This window comes from Pseudomonas entomophila L48 (genome assembly GCF_000026105.1).
Classification (GTDB): domain Bacteria; phylum Pseudomonadota; class Gammaproteobacteria; order Pseudomonadales; family Pseudomonadaceae; genus Aquipseudomonas; species Aquipseudomonas entomophila.
Window position 1 is genome coordinate 1,765,277 of sequence record NC_008027.1, and the last position, 24,256, is coordinate 1,789,532.

Annotated in this window: 19 protein-coding genes and 4 tRNA genes; 18 read left to right on the forward strand and 5 right to left on the reverse strand. The window is 64.2% G+C overall.

The annotated features are described in order from the left end of the window. Positions 1–6: 6 nt before the first annotated feature. From PSEEN_RS07915 to PSEEN_RS07940, 6 genes are all read left to right on the forward strand, one after another. The gene (locus PSEEN_RS07915) at positions 7–1,218 is read left to right on the forward strand and encodes an O-succinylhomoserine sulfhydrylase (RefSeq protein WP_011532956.1); all 1,212 of its coding nucleotides are present in this window, start codon (positions 7–9) and stop codon (positions 1,216–1,218) included. After that, entirely contained in the window at positions 1,215–1,988 is a 774-nt protein-coding gene (locus tag PSEEN_RS07920) for an SDR family oxidoreductase (protein ID WP_011532957.1), read from the forward strand. Before PSEEN_RS07915 ends, PSEEN_RS07920 begins: the two co-directional genes overlap by 4 nt. Positions 1,989–2,225: 237 nt before the next feature. Beyond that, positions 2,226–2,301, forward strand: a tRNA-Val gene (locus PSEEN_RS07925). An 81-nt stretch (positions 2,302–2,382) separates the two neighbouring features. Then, positions 2,383–2,459, forward strand: a tRNA-Asp gene (locus tag PSEEN_RS07930). 82 nt (positions 2,460–2,541) lie between these two features. Continuing rightward, positions 2,542–2,618, forward strand: a tRNA-Asp gene (locus PSEEN_RS07935). 139 nt (positions 2,619–2,757) lie between these two features. Beyond that, positions 2,758–2,834 (forward strand) — tRNA-Asp (locus tag PSEEN_RS07940). A 112-nt stretch (positions 2,835–2,946) separates the two neighbouring features. Here PSEEN_RS07940 and PSEEN_RS07945 read toward each other — a convergent pair. Beyond that, on the reverse strand, positions 2,947–3,708 hold the full coding sequence (locus tag PSEEN_RS07945) for a methyl-accepting chemotaxis protein (protein ID WP_011532958.1): 762 nt from the start codon (positions 3,706–3,708) through the stop codon (positions 2,947–2,949). Between the two features lie 231 nt (positions 3,709–3,939). Between PSEEN_RS07945 and PSEEN_RS07950 the strand changes: the two genes are divergently transcribed. Further along, entirely contained in the window at positions 3,940–4,752 is an 813-nt protein-coding gene (locus tag PSEEN_RS07950; protein WP_011532959.1) for a DUF2242 domain-containing protein, read from the forward strand. Between the two features lie 229 nt (positions 4,753–4,981). Here the strand turns inward: PSEEN_RS07950 and PSEEN_RS07955 are convergent, their stop codons facing one another. Next, the gene (locus PSEEN_RS07955) at positions 4,982–6,022 is read right to left on the reverse strand and encodes an AraC family transcriptional regulator (protein WP_011532960.1); all 1,041 of its coding nucleotides are present in this window, start codon (positions 6,020–6,022) and stop codon (positions 4,982–4,984) included. Positions 6,023–6,026: 4 nt separating this feature from the next. Then, on the reverse strand, positions 6,027–7,145 hold the full coding sequence (locus PSEEN_RS07960; RefSeq protein ID WP_011532961.1) for a nitrilase-related carbon-nitrogen hydrolase: 1,119 nt from the start codon (positions 7,143–7,145) through the stop codon (positions 6,027–6,029). A 194-nt stretch (positions 7,146–7,339) separates the two neighbouring features. Between PSEEN_RS07960 and PSEEN_RS07965 the strand changes: the two genes are divergently transcribed. After that, the gene (locus PSEEN_RS07965) at positions 7,340–9,376 is read left to right on the forward strand and encodes an NADPH-dependent 2,4-dienoyl-CoA reductase (protein ID WP_011532962.1); all 2,037 of its coding nucleotides are present in this window, start codon (positions 7,340–7,342) and stop codon (positions 9,374–9,376) included. A gap of 143 nt (positions 9,377–9,519) precedes the next feature. Then, positions 9,520–10,413: a 1-aminocyclopropane-1-carboxylate deaminase/D-cysteine desulfhydrase gene (locus PSEEN_RS07970; protein ID WP_011532963.1), complete on the forward strand. Its 894-nt coding sequence runs from the start codon at positions 9,520–9,522 to the stop codon at positions 10,411–10,413. On the opposite strand, the gene PSEEN_RS07975 is transcribed toward PSEEN_RS07970, so the two are convergent. Further along, entirely contained in the window at positions 10,404–10,949 is a 546-nt protein-coding gene (locus PSEEN_RS07975) for a cytochrome b (RefSeq protein WP_011532964.1), read from the reverse strand. The two genes, PSEEN_RS07970 and PSEEN_RS07975, sit on opposite strands and share 10 nt — an antisense overlap. Positions 10,950–11,123: 174 nt before the next feature. Between PSEEN_RS07975 and PSEEN_RS07980 the strand changes: the two genes are divergently transcribed. Then, positions 11,124–12,743, forward strand: a complete 1,620-nt coding sequence (locus tag PSEEN_RS07980; RefSeq protein ID WP_011532965.1) for a WG repeat-containing protein — start codon at positions 11,124–11,126, stop codon at positions 12,741–12,743. A gap of 40 nt (positions 12,744–12,783) precedes the next feature. Here the strand turns inward: PSEEN_RS07980 and PSEEN_RS07985 are convergent, their stop codons facing one another. After that, complete coding sequence (locus tag PSEEN_RS07985; RefSeq protein ID WP_044487862.1) at positions 12,784–13,764, reverse strand: DUF1853 family protein; 981 nt, start codon at positions 13,762–13,764, stop codon at positions 12,784–12,786. A 44-nt stretch (positions 13,765–13,808) separates the two neighbouring features. Here PSEEN_RS07985 and PSEEN_RS07990 point away from each other — a divergent pair, with 44 nt between their 5' ends. The 8 genes from PSEEN_RS07990 to PSEEN_RS08025 all read left to right on the forward strand — a co-directional run bounded on the left by PSEEN_RS07990 (position 13,809) and on the right by PSEEN_RS08025 (position 24,152). Next, positions 13,809–14,699, forward strand: coding sequence for an NAD(+) kinase (locus PSEEN_RS07990; RefSeq protein ID WP_011532967.1), 891 nt, complete (start codon positions 13,809–13,811; stop codon positions 14,697–14,699). Further along, positions 14,699–15,670 carry a metallophosphoesterase gene (locus PSEEN_RS07995; protein ID WP_011532968.1) on the forward strand — a complete coding sequence of 324 codons (972 nt, stop codon included), beginning with the start codon at positions 14,699–14,701 and terminating at the stop codon, positions 15,668–15,670. The genes PSEEN_RS07990 and PSEEN_RS07995 overlap by 1 nt, the downstream gene beginning before the upstream one ends. After that, positions 15,667–16,545, forward strand: coding sequence for a rhomboid family intramembrane serine protease (locus tag PSEEN_RS08000; RefSeq protein ID WP_044487864.1), 879 nt, complete (start codon positions 15,667–15,669; stop codon positions 16,543–16,545). The genes PSEEN_RS07995 and PSEEN_RS08000 overlap by 4 nt, the downstream gene beginning before the upstream one ends. 158 nt (positions 16,546–16,703) lie before the next feature. Further along, the gene (locus PSEEN_RS08005) at positions 16,704–16,964 is read left to right on the forward strand and encodes a YeaC family protein (protein ID WP_011532970.1); all 261 of its coding nucleotides are present in this window, start codon (positions 16,704–16,706) and stop codon (positions 16,962–16,964) included. Then, positions 16,961–17,791, forward strand: a complete 831-nt coding sequence (locus tag PSEEN_RS08010; protein ID WP_044487865.1) for a DUF2797 domain-containing protein — start codon at positions 16,961–16,963, stop codon at positions 17,789–17,791. Before PSEEN_RS08005 ends, PSEEN_RS08010 begins: the two co-directional genes overlap by 4 nt. 12 nt (positions 17,792–17,803) lie before the next feature. Next, the gene (pepN, locus tag PSEEN_RS08015) at positions 17,804–20,461 is read left to right on the forward strand and encodes an aminopeptidase N (RefSeq protein ID WP_011532972.1); all 2,658 of its coding nucleotides are present in this window, start codon (positions 17,804–17,806) and stop codon (positions 20,459–20,461) included. Between the two features lie 275 nt (positions 20,462–20,736). Further along, on the forward strand, positions 20,737–21,753 hold the full coding sequence (locus tag PSEEN_RS08020; protein ID WP_011532973.1) for a WD40/YVTN/BNR-like repeat-containing protein: 1,017 nt from the start codon (positions 20,737–20,739) through the stop codon (positions 21,751–21,753). Then, positions 21,750–24,152 (forward strand): efflux RND transporter permease subunit, encoded by a 2,403-nt coding sequence (locus PSEEN_RS08025; RefSeq protein WP_011532974.1) that lies wholly within the window; start codon positions 21,750–21,752, stop codon positions 24,150–24,152. Before PSEEN_RS08020 ends, PSEEN_RS08025 begins: the two co-directional genes overlap by 4 nt. Positions 24,153–24,256: the final 104 nt, after the last annotated feature.

Sequence of the window (24,256 nt, forward strand, 5' to 3'; positions counted from 1 at the left end):
GACGGCATGACCGAACAATGGGATGCCGGTCGACTGGACAGTGACCTCGAGGGTGTCGGTTTCGACACCCTGGCGGTGCGCGCCGGTCAGAACCGCACGCCGGAGGCCGAGCACAGCGAAGCGCTGTTCCTGACCTCCAGCTATGTCTTCCGCACGGCTGCCGATGCCGCTGCGCGCTTTGCTGGCGAAACGCCTGGCAACGTCTATTCGCGCTATACCAACCCGACCGTGCGCGCCTTCGAGGAGCGCCTGGCTGCGATGGAGGGTGCCGAGCAGGCCGTGGCCACCTCCACCGGCATGTCGGCGCTGCTCGCCGTGGTGATGTCGCTGTGCAGTGCCGGTGACCATGTGCTGGTGTCGCAAAGTGTATTCGGCTCGACCATCAGCCTGTTCGAGAAGTACTTCAAGCGTTTCGGCGTGCAGGTGGACTATGTGCCGCTGGCCGACCTGGGCGGCTGGGAGCAGGCCATCAAGGCCAATACCAAGCTGCTGGTCGTCGAGTCGCCGTCCAACCCGCTGGCCGAGCTGGTGGATATCCCGGCGCTGGCTGAAATCGCCCATGCCCGCGGCGCTATGCTGGTGGTGGACAATTGCTTTAGCACGCCGGCGTTGCAGCAACCGCTCAAGCTCGGTGCCGACATCGTGTTCCACTCGGCGACCAAGTTCATCGACGGCCAGGGCCGTTGCATGGGCGGTGTGGTGGCGGGGCGCAGCGAACAGATGAAGGAAGTGGTGGGTTTCCTGCGCACCGCTGGCCCGACCCTGAGCCCGTTCAACGCCTGGATCTTCACCAAGGGCCTGGAAACCCTCAAGCTGCGCATGCGTGCGCACTGTGAGAGCGCCCAGGCGCTGGCCGAATGGCTGGAGCAGCAGGAGGGTGTGGAGAAGGTTCACTACGCCGGCTTGCCGAGCCATCCGCAGCACGAGCTGGCCAAGCGCCAGATGAGTGGCTTCGGTGCGGTGGTCAGCTTCGAGGTCAAGGGAGGCAAGGAAGGCGCCTGGCGCTTCATCGACGCCACTCGGGTCATCTCGATCACCACCAATCTGGGCGACAGCAAGACCACCATCGCCCACCCAGCGACCACTTCCCACGGTCGCCTGACGCCGCAGGAGCGTGAAGCGGCGGGGATCCGTGACAGCCTTATCCGTGTCGCTGTCGGCCTGGAAGACCTGGCCGACCTGCAAGCGGACCTGGCGCGCGGCCTGGCGGCGCTGTGATCGACTGGAAGGCTGGCGAACCCGATCACAATGGTCGGGTGGCCCTGGTGACCGGTGCCGCTCGCGGCATCGGCCTGGGCATCGCCGCCTGGCTGATCTGCGAAGGCTGGCAGGTGGTGCTCAGCGATCTGGATCGCCAGCGTGGCGCCAAGGTCGCCAAGGCACTGGGCGACAACGCCTGGTTCATCTGCATGGATGTGGCCGACGAAGCCCAGGTCAGTGCCGGGGTTTCCGAAGTGCTGGGGCAGTTTGGTCGGCTGGACGCGCTGGTCAGCAACGCGGCCATCGCCAACCCGCACAACCAGACACTGGAAAGCCTGTCGCTGGCCCAGTGGAACCGTGTGCTGGCGGTCAACCTCAATGGTCCGATGCTGCTGGCCAAGCACTGTGCGCCTTACCTGCGTGCCCACGGTGGCGCCATCGTCAACCTGACCTCCACCCGTGCCCGGCAATCCGAACCGGATACCGAGGCCTATGCGGCAAGCAAGGGTGGCCTGATGGCGTTGACCCATGCGCTGGCCATGAGCCTGGGGCCGGAGATTCGCGTCAATGCCGTCAGTCCAGGCTGGATCGATGCCCGTGATCCATCGCAGCGACGGGCGCAACCGTTGAGTGAAGCCGACCATGCCCAGCACCCGGCAGGCAGGGTAGGGACGGTGGAGGATGTCGCGGCGCTGGTGGCGTGGTTGCTGTCGCGCCAGGCGGGGTTCGTCACAGGCCAGGAGTTTGTGGTCGATGGCGGCATGACGCGCAAGATGATCTACACCTGAGTTGCAAGCTATAAGCTTCAAGCTTCAAGAAGGGGACCGTAAGGTCCCCTTTGTCTTTACCAAGGTCGAATACGGTAGTGCAGGCGACGGGAGCTTTTACTTGTCGCTTGCAGCTTTAAGCTTGAAGCTGTTTTTCCCCTTTTTTGAAAAAAAATTCAATGGGGGTATTGACTTAGCATCGGTACCTGCGTAAATTTCGCGGCCTCAGCGAAGCAAACGCAACAAGCAACATCGCGGGGGTGATTAGCTCAGCCGGGAGAGCATCTGCCTTACAAGCAGAGGGTCGGCGGTTCGATCCCGTCATCACCCACCACTTCCTGAGAACGTTTCTAGTACAACGTGTTTTGCAAAAAGCACGCTGGCAGAGAGAAACAGGACGCAAGTCCAGCTATGCGCGGCGGTAGTTCAGTCGGTTAGAATACCGGCCTGTCACGCCGGGGGTCGCGGGTTCGAGTCCCGTCCGCCGCGCCATTTTCTCCAGATGGGTGTTTACACCGGTCTGAGGCCGCAAGGCCAGATCCCAGTTTCAATCAGGTGCAAACCTGAACGATACGCAGCGGTAGTTCAGTCGGTTAGAATACCGGCCTGTCACGCCGGGGGTCGCGGGTTCGAGTCCCGTCCGCTGCGCCATCTTCGCATCGAGTCCCTTGAATAGCTCGATGCAAACAAAAAGAGCGGTTATGGTCGCTTTTTTTGTCCCTGGCTTTCGCGCAAAGAGCGCTTGAAGGTCTGGATCCCAGTTTCAAACGGGCGAAAGCCTGAATGATACGCAGCGGTAGTTCAGTCGGTTAGAATACCGGCCTGTCACGCCGGGGGTCGCGGGTTCGAGTCCCGTCCGCTGCGCCATCTTCGCCTCGAAGTCCCTTGAACACTTTGAAGCACTTAAAAAGCGACCTGATGGTCGCTTTTTTCGTTTCCGCGTGGCGAATAGGCTCGTTAAGGCGGTGGCTGTTTCCGCTCATGGGCGAACGTTGCTTTTGATGGCGGCTTGCGCAGGCGTTGCCGGGTAACCTTGCGTGGAGGGCGCGCCGCTTCGCTCCAGTGCCTGGATCAGTTTGCCGAATTCATCGTTGCGCGCGAGGGTGGGTTCATCTTCCTGTCCCAGCTCGAGGATATCGTGAGCCAGGCTCACGGCATGCTGCAGCGGTCTGTAGATTTGCCGCACCAACAACCATGCAAATCCGCAGGCCAATAGCAGCGTGATATAGAACTCCGCCAGCATCAGACTGATGCGGTAATCGAACTCTTCAGCCCTGACCAGGTTCTGCCGGCTGATCAGTGACTTGGTCTGGTTGACCGCTTTGAGCACTTCACCCAGCAGGTACTTGCCAAATGGACCGTTCAATTCTCCCGAGCTGGCATCAAGACTGCGTTTGAAGCCATCCATGTACCCCTGCATGATGTCGCGTGTTGCGCCTAGGCTGGCTTGGGCATCGGGGGAAGGCATTATTTTCAGGCTATCGTCGATCAACCTGTCGAGGCGTACGTACGCCTGGTGCAGGTTGGCAAGCTCACTCTGTTCTTGTTTCAGGGTATAGGCCAGTTGAGCGACACGAATCTCATTGAGGGTATCGAGTACGTAGTTCACTGACATCAGGCGTTCGGCCCGGAATGTCAGTGAGTTCAGGCTGTTGATGGCCGTCAGTGCGAGAGTCGCCACCAGGGCTATCAACGGGGCGATGCCAAGTAGTAATTTCAGGCGTACGGAAAGATTTTTCACCAGGTATCCCTTGGGCTTTCAGACAGATTAATGAGTCTAGCGAGGCAATGCCGTCCATCTGGCTAGGAATATCTTGAGAATGGTGTGGGTAAAGTCGTCATTGGCTGCACGCGACATTGAGCGATGCAGCGCCCTTTACATGAACCTTGCGTAAAGAACGCCGTTTCAAGGTTTCGGCGGCTCATGGATGTGTTGCACAATAGGCACCGTTCGATTTACCCGGAATCCATGATGTCCAGATCCTCCGTCTACGGTGCGCTCGGGCTGGCCCTTGTGCTGGCGGGCGTGTCCGGTTGCTCCTCGAAGAAACCCGCTGTGTATGAGCACGAGAACTTCGACGACTCAGGCACGTTCTCGCGCACCTTCCCGGTCAGCGAGGCGAGCACCTGTGAAGCCGCTCGGCGCGCGTTGCTCAGTCAGGGCTACATCATCACTAGCAGTGATGCCAGCCAGGTCGCCGGCAACAAGAGCTTCCAGCAGAACGCCGAAAACCACATGCAGATCAGCTTCAACATCACCTGCGTGCCCGACATGGGCGACAAGCAGCGCTCGACCATGTTCGCCAATGCCCTGCAGGACCGTTACACCCTGAAGAAATCGAACACCTCCGCTAGTCTGGGCGTGGGTGTGCTCGGCTCGGTGTCGATGCCGATCGGTTCCACCGATGACTCGATGGTCAAGGTCGCCAGTGAAACGGTGACCGCAGCGCAGTTCTACGATCGCTACTTCGCATTGGTGGAAAGCTATCTGCCAAAACCCAAGGCCACGAAAAAGGCCGAGGCAGCGGCCGAGCCGGCCAAGGTCGAGAAGCCAGCCGCGGAGCTGGGCTTGCCAGAGCCTGCATCAGCTTCATTGGCGCCTGCCGTTGTGCCTGAGCCCGTGTCGGTAGCACCGGCCGCCCAGCCAGCGGCCCCTGCGGCGGCCACTGAGGCGCCAGTAGTCGATGACAGCCAAGGGTCGCAACCTGTCGCGCCGCCGGTGGAGGCCGCACCGATCCAGGTGCAGCAAGCTCCTGCCGCTGACCAGGTGCCCGCGCCGCTGTAGGCTGGTCACGTAGTGTTACAGCTGGCGTGGGTAACATTTCCAGCGCCTGCTACGTTTATTTGTCATGAGGGTGTAACCACGCCTTCATCCGGCCCGCTTAGGTTCATGGCAGACCGGCGAATGACAAGTAAAGAGGAAGCAGGCTGATGGATGACTACCAGGAAGAACTTCTCGAATTCCAGGCTTATGAACTGGACACGCCAGAGCCTGCGGACGACGCTACCGAGCTCTAGCCCACCTGCCGCTGAAGGCGGCGAAACTCTCCCGGTGTCAGGCCCGTCCAGCGCTTGAATGCGCGCTGGAAGGCCTCCGCCGAAGCAAACCCCAATAGATAGGCGATTTCGCCAAAGGCCAACTCCGTGTCACGGATGTAGGTCTCGGCAAGGTCCTGTCGTGTGTCGTTGAGCAGGTTGCGAAAGCGCGTGCCTTCCTCGGCCAGCTTGCGCCGCAAGGTCCAGGTGGGCAGTTGCAGGTGCCGCGCCACTTCCTCCAGGTCTGGTTCGCGTCCACCGTTGAGCAAAGGGCCCAGCAGGTGGGTGATGCGCTCGCCCAGGCTGCGTACTCGGGTGCGCAGGGCCAGTTCCGCTTCGCACAGTTGCAACAGATGCTGCCAGGTGCTCGGGCAATGGTGCGGGTTGGCCAGGGCCAGCGTGGCCTGGCCCAGGCGCAACTGATTGGCCGGGGCGCCGAACACTACCGTGCCACTGCACAAGCTTTGGTATTGCGCGGCGTAAGTGGGCGACTCGAATTCGATCTCCAGTCGCTCGGCTTGCACCGGGCGCTGCACCAGGGTGCTCAGCTGCGCCAGCCAGCCGGCCAGCAACGAGTCGACCACGAAGCGGTTATAGGTGTTGTAGGGACTGATGGAATAGAAGCGCAGCCAGGCACCCTGATTGTCCTCATGAAAGCTCGACTGGCCACGGTAGTTGGCGGCATACAGCGGCTCGAAGCGCAGCAGTGTGCGGGCAGCCTCGCCGAGCGTGGGGGCCTGGGCGGCGGCCACTCCGGCGAGCCCGGCCTGGGCCAGGTGGCTCAGGCGGCCCATGCGCAGGCCCAATGCCGGTTCGCCGCTCATCGCGATGGCGGCATGGCCCAGGTGCATGTAGCGCGGGATCGACAACCGCGCGCCGGGTTCGGCCAGGCGCTGGGCATCGAGCCCGTAGCGCAGCAGGAGGGGGTGCGGATCATGGCCGAGGTGCGTCAGTGCCTGAGCCAGCGGTTGGACGAAGCCTACCGACAGTTCACCCAGGCGCACGCGGGGGCGAGGCATGTTGTCACAACCACAAGTTCAGCAGGCGTGCGCCCTTGCCGGCGCTGCCCGCCCAGAGGACGCCGGCCTGGCTGGCGAAGCCCTGACCGTCCCCGCTGAGCTCCCAGAACTGGCCACGCAGGAACACGCTCATGCTGGTGACGCCATTGCTGGCGGCTTGGGTCAGTTGTTGCCACGCGGCCTGTTCGCTGACCTGGCCGCGCTGCAGCGGCAACTGCGCCGCCGCAGGCTGGTGGCGGTTGCCACGCCACGGGGCTTGCCACTGTTGCTGGCCACTGAGGAAAACCGGGTTGGCGATCAGTTGCACCGACTGTTCGGCCAGTTGCTGGTGGTTGGCTGGGTACCAGCTGTCGCTGCCCACCAGCACGCCCAGGCGGCCGGCGGGGGTCGGCACGACGTGCAGCGGATGCTGGCGACCCTCATGGATATAGCGTCGGGTTTCGCTATCCGGGTACTGCTGGTGCTGTGGTTGCCCCAGCACGCCGCCATCGCTGCCGAAGACCACGCTGGTGTTGAACAATGGGCCATCACCCGTGAGCAACCGGCCGTTTTCGACGTAGGGGGCAGGGAGAATGATCGAGCCGGCCACCAGGGTGACACCGAATTCCCGCGCCAGGCCGCCGAACAGTTGTTGGTAGTCGTTGGCCATCTGCGCAGCCTTCATGCGCAGGTGCGCATCGCTGCGACGGTCGTTGCCGCTGGCTGAAAGCAGCGCCAGGCCGTAGCGCAGCGGGTTGCTCAGCTCGAGCCATTGCCAGGCTTCGCGACGGTGGGTGACCTGGTACAGCTCGTTCTTTTCACCTCGGGCCCAGAGCCAGGTGCCGATGTGCTCAGGCAGTACCACCACGGTTCGGGCGTTGACCAGCCCCTTGCTGCGGGCCTGGTCCAGGTAGGCGGAGAGTTTACGGTGCAGGCGTTCGAGGTTCTGGTAGTCGCCTGGGTACAGCAGAGGCTCGACACCCAGCAGGTTGCCCTGGCCCCCGGGAACGCCCTGGTCGAGCGCCAGTTCGATGCGCAGATCAGAAAGGTAATGGCCTTCCGGACGCTGCAAGGTCCAGAAGCCGTAGCCGAACAGCGTGGCGATGACAACCAGTGCCAGGGCGCTGGCAAGCAGTTTTCCCATGGGGCGGTTCTGCGCAATGAGGAATGAGGTGCCCTAGGGTAAGCCTGCTGTGCAGCAGGATCAATAAGTTGTCAGTTTCGATCATTGAGCGTGTTCAAACGCCTGTTTAATGTCGGCCTCAGACAAACGACGGGCCCCGCCGGACTGGAAGAGGCGCCCGCATCCCGTGATCACGCCAACTGTGGAGCCCCTCCATGGCAAACGCCCGTTACCCGCACCTGCTGGCCCCCCTCGACCTGGGTTTCACCACTTTGCGCAACCGCACCTTGATGGGTTCGATGCACACCGGCCTGGAAGAACGTCCAGGCGGCTTCGAGCGCATGGCGGCGTACTTCGCCGAGCGTGCCCGGGGCGGTGTCGGGTTGATGGTGACCGGGGGCATCGCGCCGAATGACGAAGGCGGCGTCTACTCCGGCGCGGCCAAGCTGAGCACTGAGGAAGAGTCCGACAAGCACCGTATCGTCACCGAGGCGGTACATGCTGCCGGTGGCAAGATCTGCCTGCAGATCCTCCACGCCGGGCGCTATGCCTACAGCCCGAAACAGGTGGCGCCAAGCGCGATCCAGGCACCGATCAACCCGTTCAAACCCAAGGAACTGGACGAGGAGGGCATCGAGAAGCAGATCCGTGACTTCGTCACCTGCGCCAGCCTCGCCCAACGTGCCGGCTACGACGGCGTCGAGATCATGGGGTCGGAAGGTTACTTCATCAATCAGTTCCTCGCCGCCCACACCAACCACCGCACCGACCGCTGGGGTGGCAGCTACGAGAACCGCATGCGCCTGGCGGTGGAGATCGTGCGCCGGGTACGTGAAGCGGTGGGGCCGAATTTCATCATCATCTTCCGCCTCTCGATGCTCGACCTGGTCGAGGGTGGCAGCACCTGGGACGAGATCGTGGTGCTGGCCAAGGCCATCGAGCAAGCCGGCGCCACGCTGATCAACACCGGTATCGGCTGGCACGAAGCGCGCATCCCGACTATTGCCACCAAGGTGCCGCGCGCGGCATTCAGCAAGGTCACCGCCAAGCTGCGCGGCGCGGTGAAGATCCCGCTGATCACCACCAACCGCATCAATACTCCAGAAGTGGCCGAAGCGGTGCTGGCCGAGGGCGATGCCGACATGGTGTCCATGGCCCGGCCATTCCTGGCCGACCCGGACTTCGTCAACAAGGCGGCTGAAGGGCGCGCCGACGAGATCAACACCTGCATCGGCTGCAACCAGGCCTGCCTGGATCACACCTTCGGTGGCAAGCTGACCAGTTGCCTGGTCAACCCGCGTGCCTGCCATGAGACCGAGCTCAACTATGTGCCGGTGCGCGCGGTGAAGCGCATCGCCGTGGTCGGCGCCGGCCCGGCGGGCCTGGCGGCTGCCACGGTGGCCGCCGAGCGCGGGCATGAGGTGACCCTGTTCGACGCCGGCAGCGAGATCGGCGGGCAGTTCAACGTGGCCAAGCGTGTGCCGGGCAAGGAAGAGTTCTTCGAGACCCTGCGCTACTTCCGCAACAAGGTGAAGAGCACCGGTGTCGACCTGCGCCTGAACACCCGGGTCGACGTGGCAGCGCTGGTGGCGGGTGAATACGACGAGATCATCCTGGCGACCGGCATCGCCCCGCGCACCCCGGCGATTCCGGGCATCGACAATGCCAAGGTGCTCAGCTACCTGGACGTGCTGCTGGAGCGCAAGCCGGTGGGTGAGCGGGTGGCGGTGATCGGTGCTGGCGGCATCGGCTTCGATGTGTCCGAGTACCTGGTACACAAGGGCGTGGCCACCAGCCAGGACCGCGAGGCGTTCTGGAAGGAGTGGGGTATCGATACACAGTTGGAGGCCCGTGGTGGTGTCGCCGGTATCAAGCCTGAACCCCACGCTCCGGCGCGCCAGGTGTACCTGCTGCAGCGCAAGAAGTCGAAGGTCGGCGACGGCCTGGGCAAGACCACCGGCTGGATCCACCGCACGGGCCTGAAGAACAAGCACGTGCAGATGCTCAACAGCGTCGAGTACCTGAGCGTGGACGATGCCGGGCTGCATGTACGCATCAATGAGGGCGAGCCGCAGCTGCTGGCGGTGGACAACATCGTCGTGTGCGCCGGCCAGGAGCCGCTGCGCGAGCTGCAGGAAGGGCTGGTGGCGGCCGGGCAGTCGGTGCACCTGATCGGCGGCGCCGACGTGGCGGCCGAGCTGGATGCCAAGCGGGCGATCAACCAGGGTTCGCGGTTGGCCGCGGAGTTGTGATAACCCAGTGAGCCTGTGTTGACAGTTCAGGCCCATTCGCCGGCAAGCCGGCTCCTACAGACCTCACGGTACCTGTAGGAGCCGGCTTGCCGGCGAACACGGGCGCAGCCCGTGCCATCTCGAACACCTGATAAACTCGCGCCATGCCCGAGTTCTCTCTTCCCCAAGCCCCTCTGCAGCGCCTCGACCTGCCCTGGCTCCAACAAGCCCGGATCGAGCTTGCCGTCCTGCGCCTGGACCTGATCGACCCGCTGATCAGCGGCAACAAATGGTTCAAGCTGCGCCACCACCTGGCTGAAGCCCTCGAAGCTGGCGCACCGGGCTTGATCAGCCTGGGCGGCAACCATTCCAATCACCTCCATGCCCTGGCAGCGGCCGGCAAGCGGTTCGGCTTCGCCACCGTCGGCCTGCTACGTGGGCATGCGCAGGAGACGCCGACAACAAGGGACCTGAGGGCACTGGGTATGGCGCTGCACTGGCTGGGTTTCGGTGGCTACCGCGCCCGCCATGAGCCCGGCTTCTGGCAGCCCTGGCAAGCCCGTTATCCGGGCTGGCATTGCATTCCCGAAGGCGGTGGCGGGCTGGCGGGCGCTCAGGGTTGCGGGCTGATCGTCGAGCAGTGCAAGGCGCAATTGGCCACGCTGGGCTGGACGGGCTACGACGCCTGGTGGCTGGCGGCCGGTACCGGCACCACGCTGGCGGGCTTGGTGCTGGCGGAAGCCGGAGATCATGAGGTCCACGGCGCCCTGGCGGTGCCACGGGATCATGGCGTGCCCGAAACGGTCGAGGCACTGGCCGGCTTGCAGGGGTACACGCTGCACGAGGCCTGCCGGGGTGGTTTTGCGCGTATCGATGACACGTTGCTGGCATTCATCGAGCAAACCGAGCACCTGACCGGCATGCCATTGGAAGCCCTCTACACCGGCAAGGCGCTATTGGCCCTGCGTGACCAGGTCGAGGCCGGGCGTTTTCGCCCGGGCACCCGCCTGGTCTTCCTGCACACCGGTGGCCTGCAGGGGCGCCGCGGTTACTTGTAGGGCAGCATGCGCAGCAGCGTGTTGTCGCGCCGCACATAGTGGTGATACAGCCCGGCCACGGCATGCAGCCCGATCAGCCAGTAGCCCCAGCTGCCGATGCGTTCGTGCCAGCCCTTGATGAACTTGGCCAGGTCCGGATCAGGAGCGACGATGGCCGGCAGATCCAGGCCATAGAACGGGATTGGCTTGTCGGCGGCGCTGAGGATCGCCCAGCCGGCCAGGGGCAGGCCGATCATCATCAGGTACAGCAGCAGGTGCACCAGGTGCGAAAGGCCTGTCTGCCAGGCGGGTGGCCTGGGCACGATCGGTGGCGTGGGGCGCGACAGGCGCACGGCCAGGCGCAGCCAGACCAGCACGAACACGGTCAGGCCAAGCATGAAGTGCAGGTCTTTCATCAGGTCGCGCTCGGCGCTGCCCTTGGGGAACAGGCCGCGCAGTTCGATGCAGGCGTACACGGCGGCCAGCAGCACCAGCATCAGCCAGTGCAGGGCGATCGACAGCCGCGCGTAGTGGGCCGCGGGGGTGGATGAAACCATGGTGGGTCCTCGTCATCAGGTCGGGAAGGGCGCTCTTGCTGGCGCCTGTTTCTCACTCTAATCGCTGGGATGGAAATTTGTTTGCTTCAGATCTATCCCGCGTGGCCGACACAGCGGGCTGGGTGGTGGCTTTGGGCCTGCACCCGATTTCCATCGCACAAGGATCCTGTGTCAATGAAACACCTCATCTGCACCCCTCGGGTCGCGCTGTTCGGCGCCCTGTCCCTGCTGCTCGCCGGCTGCGAGCAAGCCCCGGTGGTCAAGACGCCACCGATTGCCGCCCTGACCATTCCGTTGTGCGTGAACGACGAATGCGCGGTACTGGACCAGAACGGTGCCTTCCGTGTCGCGCCGGGCAGCGAGTTCACCCAGCTCTACACCCAGCCTTTCAGCAACGCTTTCATCTTCGGTCGTGGCGATTACTGGCACCTGGCCAGTGGCGACGGCAAGCAGGTGATCCGTGCCGACCTCACCGACTCGCTCTATACCCTGACCCCGGGCCTGTTCGGCTATGACCACAATGGCAAGGTCGGGGTGATGGACGAGCAGGGCAAGGACGTCCAGCCGGCCATCTTCGACACCGTCTATGTCGGCGGCGACAACGATTTCATCGTCTACGAGATTGGCGAGCTGCGCGGCATCCTCACGCCTCAGGGCGAGAAGGTCAGCGAGGCGGTGTTCGACTCGATGTACGTGCGCGAGGATTTCGCCAAGCGCGGCAACTGGGTGCTGGCCGAGCGCCAGGGCGAAAACTGGGGCTACAACCTGCAGACCAAGGTGCTGCGCAAGCTCGACTTCGACACCATCGTCAGCGCGGCCGACGGTCACCTTGTGGTTTCCCGCGAAGGGGCTGCCGGCAAGGGCCTGGCGGACGCCGCCGGCAACCTGGTGATCCCGCTCGAGAAGGGCTGGCTGGGTACGCCGGGCGGTGGCCTGGTGGCCTTCCGCGACAGCTACGACAAGCCGTGCGGTTACCTCGACTACCAGGGCAAGGTGGTGATCGAGGCGCAGTACCAGAGCTGCGAGACCTTCGGCAAGGTGGGCGGCATGGTGCAGTTGCAGCGCACCGAGGAAGACCGTGGCAAGGCCGGCATGATCGGCCATGACGGCAAGTGGCTGATCCAGCCCGAGTACGATTCGGTCGGCGACGCCGGCATGGGCCTGCTCGGCATGAGTGGCCATCGCCCGGGCTTCAACCATATCGGCAAATTGCAGAACATGTTCCTGGCCACCTACGGGACCATCGACCTGGACCAGGGCAAGGTGGTGTTCCAACCCACCTACCAGCAGATCGGTCTGGTCGCGCCCAATCGCTATGCGTTCTCCGAGCTGAAATCGCCGAAGAAGACCGTGATGTTCATGGGGATGCCCAACGAGACCCCCACCATGGGCCTGATGGACGAGAAGGGCAAGGTGCTGGTCAAGCCGGAGCAGTTCGTGTCGTTCAAACTGTTGGCTGACGGTCACCACCTGCTGGCGGCCGAGGGCAGCAAGTCGGATGCCGTGCGCGCGCTGTACGATCTGGATGGCAAGCTGCTGGTGCCCGCCAAATGGCAGGACGTGGTGGTCGACGAAGCGCGTGGTGCGATCTTCGCCTATCGGGTCGAGGGCAATGGCGACGACGCGGTGCGCACGCTGCGCGCCCTGTATCGCCTGGATGGCAGCGTGGTGTTCGACACCAACCGCCTGCCTTGCGGTGCGGAGCAGGTGGTCGACGGCAAGGGCCAGGTGCTGTGGCCGAAAGATGCCCAGGCCCATTGCCCGGCGCCTGAACCGGTGGCCGAAGCGTCCTGACGCTTTAATGCCCCGCCGTCAGCGAGGCGGTGGGGCTGTGTCAGCGCTGGGGAAGGTCAGGCCAGCCATCGGCCACCAGAAACATCCGTTCGACCTCTTCCCAGTGCCCCTGCGCCTGCTGCTCCAGTCGGGTCAGCAGGTGTGCATGGGCATCGGGTTCGAGCCCTTCGCGCCAGGCAGCGAAGCGTTCGGTGCTCCAGCACGCCGCTGCTTCAAGTCGCGCCGGCGCCAGCCATGCCTGGCGCGACAGGGGTTGCCAGCGCCTGTTGTCGGTGCCGTTCCATTCGCTATGACGCATCCAGCTACCACGCAAGTGTTCGGGGTTGGCCCCGCCCGGCGAGTGTGTTCGTCCCGAGCATGGATAGAACAGATAACCACCAAGCCAGAGGTGCGCCTGCACCTGGCCCAGGCCCAGCCCGGCCAGCACGGTGTGACTCTGCGGTCCACTCGACATGGGTAGCTGATGTTGTGTCAGGTGTGCCAGCTTTCTTCCCAGTCGGTCATGGCAACCGGGGCCAAGCCATTGGTCCGGATCGCTCCCATTCCCACCGGGTGGCCCCAGGTAGAGTTTGATCGCCAGCTCCAGGTGATGAGTGCCTTCACGGTCGCGCAGCACGATGTCCAGCTCACCCAGGGTTCGCCCGCCATCGCGGATTGCCAGGTTGGCCGCCAGCAGTTCGATGCCCGGGGCCTGGCGTAGGGCAAACTGCCACAACGCTTCGTAGTAGAGCCCCAGGCGCCGGCTGGTCAGCCGTGCCAGGCAGTCCAGCAGCGCCGTGGGGTCATGATCGAGCGCGCGCAGCCAGGCGGCCAGTCGCCCCGGGTCATCGGCCCAGGCGCTGGCGCTCAGCGGGTGGCGTTGCGGGGCGCAGGCGTCATCCAGCAGCGGCGGTGATAGCACCGCCCACGCCAGGTCGCGCACGGCAGGCTGGCGCAGCTGGCGGAGCAGGGGCTGCAGATCGGTGAAGGGCATCATCCTGCGAGCATAGCCGGTTTGCCGCTGGCCAGTCCTTTCGCCCATAATCGCGGCATTGTCACCCCGCCGCAGAGCCTCGCAGGAGCACCATGGAGCAATTTCGCAATATCGGTATCATCGGACGCCTTGGCAGCTCCCAGGTGCTCGACACCATCCGCCGACTGAAAAAATTCCTCCTCGAGCGCCACCTGCACGTGATCCTCGAGGACACCATCGCCGAAGTGCTGCCCGGCCACGGCCTGCAGACCTCCACGCGCAAGCTGCTGGGCGAGGTCTGCGACCTGGTCATCGTGGTCGGTGGCGACGGCAGCCTGCTGGGCGCCGCCCGGGCCCTGGCCCGGCACAACATCCCGGTGCTGGGGATCAACCGCGGCAACCTGGGTTTTCTCACCGACATCCGCCCCGACGAGCTGGAAGAGAAGGTCGCCGAGGTGCTCGACGGCCACTACCTGGTCGAGAACCGCTTCCTGCTGCAGGCCGAAGTGCGCCGCCACAACGAGGCCATCGGCCAGGGCGATGCGCTCAACGATGTGGTGCTGCACCCCGGCAAGTCGACGCGGATGATCGAGTTCGAGATCTACATCGACGGCCAGTTCGTCTGCAGCCAGAAAGCCGACGGCCTTATCGTCGCCACCCCGACCGGCTCCACCGCCTACGCGCTGTCGGCCGGCGGCCCGATCATGCATCCCAAGCTCGACGCCATCGTCATCGTGCCCATGTACCCGCACACCCTGTCGGGCCGGCCGATCGTGGTGGACGGCAACAGCGAGCTGAAGATCGTCGTGTCGAAGGACCTGCAGATCTACCCGCAGGTCTCCTGTGATGGCCAGAACCACTTCACCTGCGCCCCCGGCGACACCATAACGGTGAGCAAGAAACCGCAGAAACTGCGCCTGATCCACCCGCTGGACCACAATTACTACGAGGTCTGCCGCACCAAGCTCGGCTGGGGCAGCCGCCTGGGAGGCAGGGACGACTGATGCTCGATTCGGCGCGCAGTTTCGACATCATCGGTGACGTGCACGGTTGTGCGCTCACCCTCGAACGCCTGCTCGACGCGCTCGGCTACAAGCGGGTGGGCGGGGTGTGGCGCCACCCGCGGCGCCAGGCGCTGTTCCTCGGCGACATCGTCGACCGTGGCCCGCGCATCCGCGAGGCGCTGCACATCGTCCACGACATGGTCGAGGCCGGCCAGGCCTTCTGCATCATGGGCAACCATGAATACAACGCCCTGGGCTGGGTCACCCCGGCGCTGCCCGGCAGTGGCAAGGCGTACGTGCGCGAGCACACGCCGCGCCATGCGCGCCTGATCGACGAAACCCTCACCCAGTTCGCCCAGCATCCCGGCGACTGGCACGACTTCATCCAGTGGTTCTACGAGCTGCCGCTGTTCGTCGACGCCGGGCGGTTCCGCCTGGTGCACGCCTGTTGGGACCACCAGTTGATCGAGCCGCTGCGCCAGCAGTATCACGATGGGCGCATCGACGAGCATTTTGTCCAGGCTTCGGCGGTGTCCGGCAGTTTCGCTGCCACGGTATGCAACCGCCTGCTGCGTGGCACCGACATGCGCCTGCCGGACGGCCTGACGCTCACCGGTGGCGATGGCCTGACCCGCGCCTTCTTCCGCACCAAGTTCTGGGAAGAAGACCCGCAAACCTATGGTGACATCGTATTCCAACCCGATGCACTGCCGGACGAGGTGGCCCGCACGCCACTGAGTCACAGCCAGAAGAATGCCTTGCTGCGCTACGCCGAAGACGAGCCGCTGCTGTTCGTCGGCCATTACTGGCGCAGCGGCCGGCCGGCGCCGATCCGCGCCAACCTGGCCTGCTTGGACTACAGCGCGGTGCTGTACGGCAAGCTGGCGGCCTACCGGCTGGATGACGAAACCCGCATCGACCCGCACAAGTTCGTCTGGGTCGATGTCGAACGCCCGCAGGCCAGCCAATGAACGTGATCGAAGTGTTGCGCCTGCCGCTGACGGTCGACCTCGGCGGCTTCGTCGCCCTGCTGCGTCGCCTGCAAGTGCCGCACCGGGTGGTGGAGGAGGGCGAGGAGCAGGTGCTCTGGGCGCCCCCCGCCATGGCCGATGACGTGCGCCAGCTGTACCAGCGCTTCCCCGACGGCAACGCCGATGTGGAACTCCCCGTGGCAACCGACTTGCCGGCGAACACCCCCACGGCGCCTTCCCTCAAGGAACAGGCCCGTGCCTGCAAGGTTACCGCCACCGTGCTGTTCCTGAGCCTGGTGGTGGCCGGCCTGACCAGCCTGGGCGACAACCTCACGACCATCGCCTGGTTCACCTTCCTGCCATTCCAGGTGCAGGGGGACTACCTCTACTTCACTTCATTGCCCCAGGCGCTTGCCGAAGGCCAGTGGTGGCGCCTGGTGTCGCCGATGCTGTTGCACTTCGGTGTGCTGCACCTGGCAATGAATGGCCTGTGGTACTGGGAACTGGGCAAGCGCATCGAACTGCGCCAAGGGCCGTGGATGCTGCTGATGCTGACCCTGCTGTTCAGCCTGGTGTCCAACCTGGCCCAGCATTTCAGCAGCGGCCCGAGCTTGTTCGGTGGCCTGTCCGGTGTGCTCTACGGCTTGCTCGGTCACGTATGGCTGTACCAGTGGCTGGCGCCCAACCCACAGTTCAGCCTGCCCAAGGGCGTGCTGGTGATGATGCTGGTCTGGTTGCTGATTTGCCTGAGCGGCGTGGTTGGCCAACTGGGTTTTGGCCAGATTGCCAACGCCGCCCATGTCGGCGGGTTGCTCATCGGATGCCTGACGGGCCTCTTGGGCGGAGGGCTTGCCAGGCGTAGACTGTCGGCCTGACTTAGGCTTTGGACGATAAGTACCTGCGCGACGACCATGCTGCGTTGAAAACAGGCTCGGAATGCTCATTTACAACACGTAAACTCCGCTTCCTCGCCTGTTTTCGCCTTGCCTGATCGCCGCGCAGGCACTTCTCGTCCAAACCCATTGGAGACCCCATGTCCACATTCGCGCAAATGATCGAAAACATCACCCCCGAGATCTACGAGAGCCTGAAGACGGCCGTGGAAATCGGCAAATGGTCCGACGGCCGCAAGCTGACCGCCGAACAGAAAGAGCTGTCGCTGCAGGCGGTGATCGCCTGGGAGATGAAGAACCTCCCCGAAGAGCAGCGCACCGGCTACATGGGCCCGCAGGAGTGCGCCTCGAAGTCCGCACCGATCGCCAACATCCTGTTCAAGTCGGACTCGGTACATTGATCGAACTCGCTCGTGGCTCTCTGAGCAAGATGGCGGTGCGCCTGGAAGCACCGGTCGTTCAATACAGCTTCCGCCTGGATGACGCAGAGGTTCCGGTCAACCCGCTGATCGGCCAGTCGATCCGCCTGGAATACCTCGGCGCGATCCACTGCACCCATTGCGGCAAACGTACCAAGACCAGCTTCAGCCAGGGTTACTGCTACCCGTGCATGACCAAGCTGGCCCAGTGCGACGTGTGCATCATGGCCCCGGAAAAATGCCATTACGACGCCGGCACCTGCCGTGAGCCGTCGTGGGGCGAGCAGTTCTGCATGACCGACCATGTGGTGTACCTGGCCAACTCGTCGGGCATCAAGGTCGGCATCACCCGCGCCACCCAGCTGCCCACCCGCTGGCTCGACCAGGGTGCCAGCCAGGCGCTGCCGATCATGCGCGTGGCCACCCGCCAGCAATCCGGGCTGGTCGAGGACGTGCTGCGCAGCCAGGTACCGGACCGCACCAACTGGCGCGCGCTGCTCAAGGGCGACGCCGAGGTGCTCGACCTGCCGGCCATCCGCGAACAGATCTTCGACGCCTGCGCCGACGGTATCCGTGGCCTGCAGGAGCGCTTCGGGTTGCAGGCGATCCAGCCGCTGCCCGAAGCCGAGGTGGTGCAGATGCGCTACCCGGTCGAGGCCTACCCGAAAAAGATCGTCAGCTTCAACCTCGACAAGGACCCGGTCGTGGAAGGCACGCTGCTGGGCATCAAGGGCCAGTACCTGATCTTCGATACCGGCGTGATCAACATTCGCAAGTACACGGCCTACCAACTGGCCGTGCTCCAGTAAAGGATCGTCACCATGCGCACTGAACAACCGCAAGTGATCTACCTCAAGGACTATCAGGCCCCCGAGTACCTGATCGACGAGACCCACCTGACCTTCGAACTGTTCGAGGACCACACCCTGGTGCACGCGCAGTTGGTCATGCGCCGCAACCCCGAGCGCGGCGCCGGCTTGCCGCCGCTGGTGCTCGACGGCCAGCAGCTGGAGCTGTTGCGGGCGTCGCTGGACGATGTCGAACTGAACCCCGGCGACTACCAGCTTGATGCCGACAGCCTGACCGTGCAGCCGAAAACCGGGCAATTCACCCTCGATACCAGCGTGAAGATCCATCCGGAGAGCAACACCGCGCTGGAAGGCCTGTACAAGTCCGGCAAGATGTTCTGCACCCAGTGCGAGGCCGAGGGCTTCCGCAAGATCACCTACTACCTCGACCGCCCGGACGTGATGAGCACCTTCACCACCACGGTGATCGCCGAGCAGCATCGCTACCCGGTGCTGTTGTCCAACGGCAACCCTGTGGGCGATGGGCCGGCAGAAGACGGCCGCCACTGGGCGACCTGGGAAGACCCGTTCAAGAAGCCGGCCTACCTGTTCGCCCTGGTGGCCGGTGACCTGTGGTGCGTCGAAAGCAGCTTCACTCGCCAGTCCGGTCGTGACGTCACCCTGCGCATCTATGTCGAGGAAGAGAACCTCGACAAGTGCGACCACGCCATGGTCAGCCTGAAGAAGTCGATGCGCTGGGACGAGGAAGTCTATGGCCGCGAGTACGACCTGGACATCTTCATGATCGTCGCGGTCAACGACTTCAACATGGGCGCCATGGAAAACAAGGGCCTGAACATCTTCAACTCCAGTTGCGTGCTGGCCCGCGCCGAGACCGCCACCGACGCTGCCCACCAGCGGGTCGAGGGCGTGGTCGCCCACGAGTACTTCCACAACTGGTCGGGCAACCGCGTGACCTGCCGCGACTGGTTCCAGCTGTCGCTCAAGGAAGGCTTCACGGTGTACCGCGACGCTGAATTCAGCGCCGACATGAACTCGCGCACGGTCAAGCGCATCGAGGACGTCGCCTACCTGCGCACCCACCAGTTCGCCGAGGATGCCGGCCCCATGGCCCATCCGGTGCGCCCGGACAGCTTCATCGAGATCTCCAACTTCTACACCCTGACCGTTTACGAAAAGGGTGCGGAAGTGGTGGGCATGGTCCACACACTGCTGGGCACCGAAGGCTTCCGCAAGGGCAGCGACCTGTACTTCGAACGCCACGACGGCCAGGCTGTTACCACCGACGACTTCATCAAGGCCATGGAAGACGCCAACGGCGTCGACCTGACTCAGTTCAAACGCTGGTACAGCCAGGCCGGCACGCCGCGCCTGGAAGTCAGCGAGCAGTTTGACGCCGCCGCGCAGACCTACAGCCTGACCTTCCGCCAGAGCTGCCCGCCGACCCCGGACAAGGTCGAGAAACTGCCGTTCGTGATCCCGGTGGCGCTGGGCCTGCTGGACGCCCAGGGCAATGACCTGCCACTGCGCCTGGTCGGCGAAGCGCAGGCCGTCGGCACCTCGCGCGTGCTGTCGGTGACCGAGGCCGAGCAGACCTTCACCTTCGAAGGCATCACTGCCAAGCCGCTGCCCTCGCTGCTGCGCGGCTTCAGCGCGCCGGTCAAACTGAGCTTCCCGTACGACCGCGACCAGTTGATGTTCCTGATGCAGCACGACAGCGACGGCTTCAACCGCTGGGAAGCGGGGCAGCAGTTGTCGGTGCAGGTACTGCAGGAACTGATCGGCCAGCACCAGCGGGGTGAAGCGCTCAAGCTCGACCAGCGCCTGATCACCGCCCTGGGCACCGTGCTGGGCAACGAAGCGCTGGACCCGGCCATGGTCGCCGAGATGCTCTCGCTGCCGGGCGAGGCGTACCTCACCGAGATCAGCCAGGTGGCCGATGTCGATGCGATCCACGCCGCCCGCGAGTTCGCCCGCCAGCAGATCGCCGAGCAACTGTTCGACGCCCTGTGGGCACGCTACCAGGCCAACCGCGAAGTCTCGCGCAAGACCCCGTACGTGGCCTCGGCCGAGCACTTCGCCCGCCGCAGCCTGCAGAACATCGCGCTGTCGTACCTGATGCTGGGTGGCAAGCCGCAGGTGCTGGAAGCGACCCTGGAGCAGTTCGAGCAGTGCGACAACATGACCGAGCGCCTGACCGCGCTGGCGGTGTTGGTCAATTCGTCGTTCGAAGCCGAGCGGGCCAAGGCGCTGGAAGCGTTCGCCGAGCACTTCAAGGACAACCCGCTGGTCATGGACCAGTGGTTCAGCGTGCAGGCGGCCAGCGCGTTGCCGGGTGGGCTGGCGCGGGTCAAGGCGCTGATGCAGCACCCGGCCTTCACCCTGAAGAACCCGAACAAGGTGCGGGCACTGGTCGGCGCCTTCGCCGGGCAGAACCTGGTCAACTTCCACGCTGTCGATGGTTCGGGGTACCGCTTCCTGGCGGACCTGGTGATCGAGCTCAATGCGCTGAATCCGCAGATTGCTTCGCGTCAACTGGCCCCGCTGACCCGCTGGCGCAAGTACGACGAAAAGCGCCAGGCGCTGATGAAGGGCGAGCTGGAGCGGATTCTCGCTTCCGGGGCGCTGTCCAGTGATGTGTATGAAGTCGTGAGCAAGAGCTTGGCGTAAGCCTGGTAGACATTGGGGCTGCTGCGCAGCCCTTTCGCGGCACAAGGCCGCTCCTACAGGGGACTGCGATCTTCTGTAGGAGCGGCCTTGTGCCGCGAAAGGGCCGCAAGGCGGCCCCGGCTTTTTGTGGTTAACAAAACATAACGTCCCGCTCGTTGTGTTCTGTCGGACAATCCCGATAGCATGGCCCGAAGCTATTCCAGGGCTCTGGAACAGGGTTTTCGCAGCACCTGGCAATAGATTGACCCACCACAAGAACACAACAGGGGGCAGTCATGAGAGAGCGGACAACGGTTCGCCACACGCTGGCAGCCAGTGCGATGCTGGCACTGGCGCTGGGTATCGGGGCAGGCAATGCCCTGGCGGCGGTGGCCGCCGAGCAATACTCGACCGAATCGCCCAAGGCCAGCCAGAGCCTGCTGATCGGCGCCACCCACGCAGGCCAGCGCCTGGTGGTGGTCGGTGACCGCGGCCACATCCTGTTCTCCGACGACCAGGGCAAGACCTGGACCCAAGCCCGGGTGCCCACCCGGCAACTGCTCACGGCGGTGTTCTTCCTCGACGACAAGCGCGGCTGGGCCGTCGGCCATGATGCGCAGATCCTCGCCAGCGCCGATGGCGGCGCAACCTGGAGCAAGCAGTTCGAAGACCTCTCCCGCGAAGCCCCGTTGCTCGACGTACGTTTCCTCGACCCGCAGCACGGTTTCGCCGTCGGCGCCTATGGCGCCTTGCTCGAAACCCTCGATGGCGGCCAGCACTGGCAGGACGTCGCCGAACGCCTGGACAACCCCGAGCAACTGCACCTCAACGCCATCACCACCGTGAAGGACGCCGGCCTGTTCATCGTCGGCGAGCAGGGCGGCATGTTCCGCTCCCGTGACAACGGCCAGAGCTGGTCGAAAGTCGAAGGCCCCTACGAGGGCTCGCTGTTCGGTGTGATCGGCACCGCGCAACCCAACACGCTGCTGGCTTACGGCCTGCGCGGCAATTTGTTCCGCTCCACCGATTTCGGCGATTCCTGGCAACCGATTGAGCTGCAGGCCGAACGCGGCCCGCTCGAATTCGGCCTGGCAAGCGCTACGCTTCTCGATGATGGCAGCCTGGTGCTGGTCGGCAATGGCGGCAGTGTGCTGCGCAGCCATGACGACGGGCAGACGTTCAGCGTGCGCAACCGCGCCGATCGCATCGCCCTGGCCGGGGTCAGCGGCCTGGCCGGCGGTGGCCTGCTGCTGGTCGGGCAGGGCGGCGTGCACCTGGCCTCGGCCGATGGCACCGGGGAGGTGCGTCCATGACTAGCCGGGAGAGCTTCGACATGCACCAGCAGCACCACAAGGACAAGGCCACGCTGCTCGAGCGCCTGATCTTCAACAACCGCCCCGTGGTCATCGCCCTTTGCGTACTGGTGAGCATCTTCCTGTTCTGGCAGGCCACGCAGATCCGCCCGTCCACCAGCTTCGAGAAGATGATCCCGCTGCAGCACCCGTTCATCGAACAGATGCTCGAGCACCGCAACGACCTGGCCAACCTCGGCAACACCGTGCGCGTCTCGGTGGAGGCGGTCAACGGCGACATCTTCGACAAGGACTACATGGAGACGCTGCGCCAGATCCACGACGAGGTGTTCTACATCCCCGGTGTCGACCGTGCCGCCCTCAAGTCGTTGTGGAGCCCCAGCGTGCGCTGGAGCGAGGTTACCGAAGAGGGCTTCTCCGGCGGCGAGGTCATCCCCAACACCTACAACGGCTCGCAGGACAGCCTCGACACGCTGCGCGACAACGTGCTCAAGTCGGGCCAGGTCGGTCGCCTGGTGGCCAACAACTTCAAGTCGAGCATCGTCGACATCCCGCTGCTGGAAAGCTTCCCCGACCCGCAGGACCCGGGCAGGCAGGTCAAGCTCGACTACCAGCAGTTCTCCCACCAGCTGGAAGAGAAGATCCGCGACAAGTTCCAGGCGCAGAACCCGAACGTGAAGATCCACATCGTCGGCTTCGCCAAGAAAGTCGGCGACCTGATCGATGGCCTGGTGATGGTGGCGATGTTCTTCGGCGTGGCCCTGGTGATCACCTGGGCGCTGCTGTACTGGTTCACCTGGTGCATCCGCAGCACCATCGCCGTGCTCATCACCACCCTGGTGGCGGTGGTCTGGCAGCTGGGGCTGATGCACGCGGTGGGCTTCGGGCTCGACCCGTATTCGATGCTGGTGCCGTTCCTGATCTTCGCCATCGGCATCTCCCACGGGGTGCAGAAGATCAACGGCATCGCCTTGCAATCGAGTGACGCCGACAACGCCCTGACCGCCGCGCGGCGCACCTTCCGCCAGCTGTTCCTGCCGGGGATGATCGCCATCCTCGCCGACGCCGTCGGCTTCATCACCCTGCTGATCATCGATATCGGGGTGATCCGCGAGCTGGCCATCGGCGCCTCGATCGGCGTGGCGGTGATCGTCTTCACCAACCTGATCTTGCTGCCGGTGGCGATCAGCTACGTCGGCATCAGCCAGAAGGCCATCGCCCGCAGCAAGAAGGACGCCACCCGCGAGCACCCGTTCTGGCGCCTGCTGGCCAATTTCGCCAGCCCCAAGGTGGCGCCGGTGTCGGTGGTGCTGGCACTGCTGGCCTTCGCCGGTGGCCTCTGGTACAGCCAGAACCTGAAGATCGGCGACCTCGACCAGGGCGCGCCGGAGTTGCGCCCGGACTCGCGCTACAACCAGGACAACAGCTTCATCATCAGCAACTACTCCACCAGTTCCGACGTGCTGGTGATCATGGTCAAGACCCCGGCCGAGCAGTGCTCGATCCACTCGACCATGGCACCGATCGACGAGCTGATGTGGACCATGGACAACACCCCCGGGGTGCAGTCGACCATCTCTCTGGTGACCGTGTCGAAGCAGGTCATCAAGGGCATGAACGAGGGCAGCCTGAAATGGGAGACGCTGTCGCGCAACCCGGACATCCTCAACAACTCCATCGCCCGCGCCGACGGCCTGTACAACGCCGACTGCTCGCTGGCGCCGGTGCTGGTGTTCCTCAACGACCACAAGGCCGAGACGCTGGAGCGGGTCACCGCGGCCGCCAAGACCTTTGCCGACAGCCACAACAAGGAAGGCTTGCAGTTCCTCCTGGCGGCGGGTAACGCCGGCATCGAGGCGGCCACCAATGAGGTGATCAAGTCGGCGGAGCTGACCATCCTCATCCTCGTCTACATCTGCGTGGCGGTGATGTGCATGATCACCTTCCGCTCCTTCGCCGCGACCTTGTGCATCGTCCTGCCGCTGGTGCTGACTTCGGTGCTGGGCAACGCGCTGATGGCGTTCATGGGCATCGGCGTCAAGGTCGCCACCTTGCCGGTGGTGGCGCTGGGCGTCGGCATCGGCGTGGACTACGGCATCTACATCTACAGCCGCCTGGAGAGCTTCCTGCGCGCTGGCCTGCCTTTGCAGGAGGCCTACTACGAGACCCTGCGCTCCACCGGCAAGGCGGTGTTGTTCACCGGCCTGTGCCTGGCCATCGGCGTATGCACCTGGATCTTCTCGGCCATCAAGTTCCAGGCCGACATGGGCCTGATGCTGACCTTCATGCTGCTGTGGAACATGTTCGGCGCCCTGTGGCTGCTGCCAGCGCTGGCGCGGTTCCTGATCAAGCCAAGCAAGCTGGCGGGCAAGGAGGGCGGGTCGATCTTCGCCCATTGATGTTGTGGCCTGTTCGCCGGCAAGCCAGCGCCTACGGATCATTGTAGGAGCCGGCTTGCCGGCGAACTCGGTTATAATGGCCACCTTTTGTTCCCCTGGTGCCC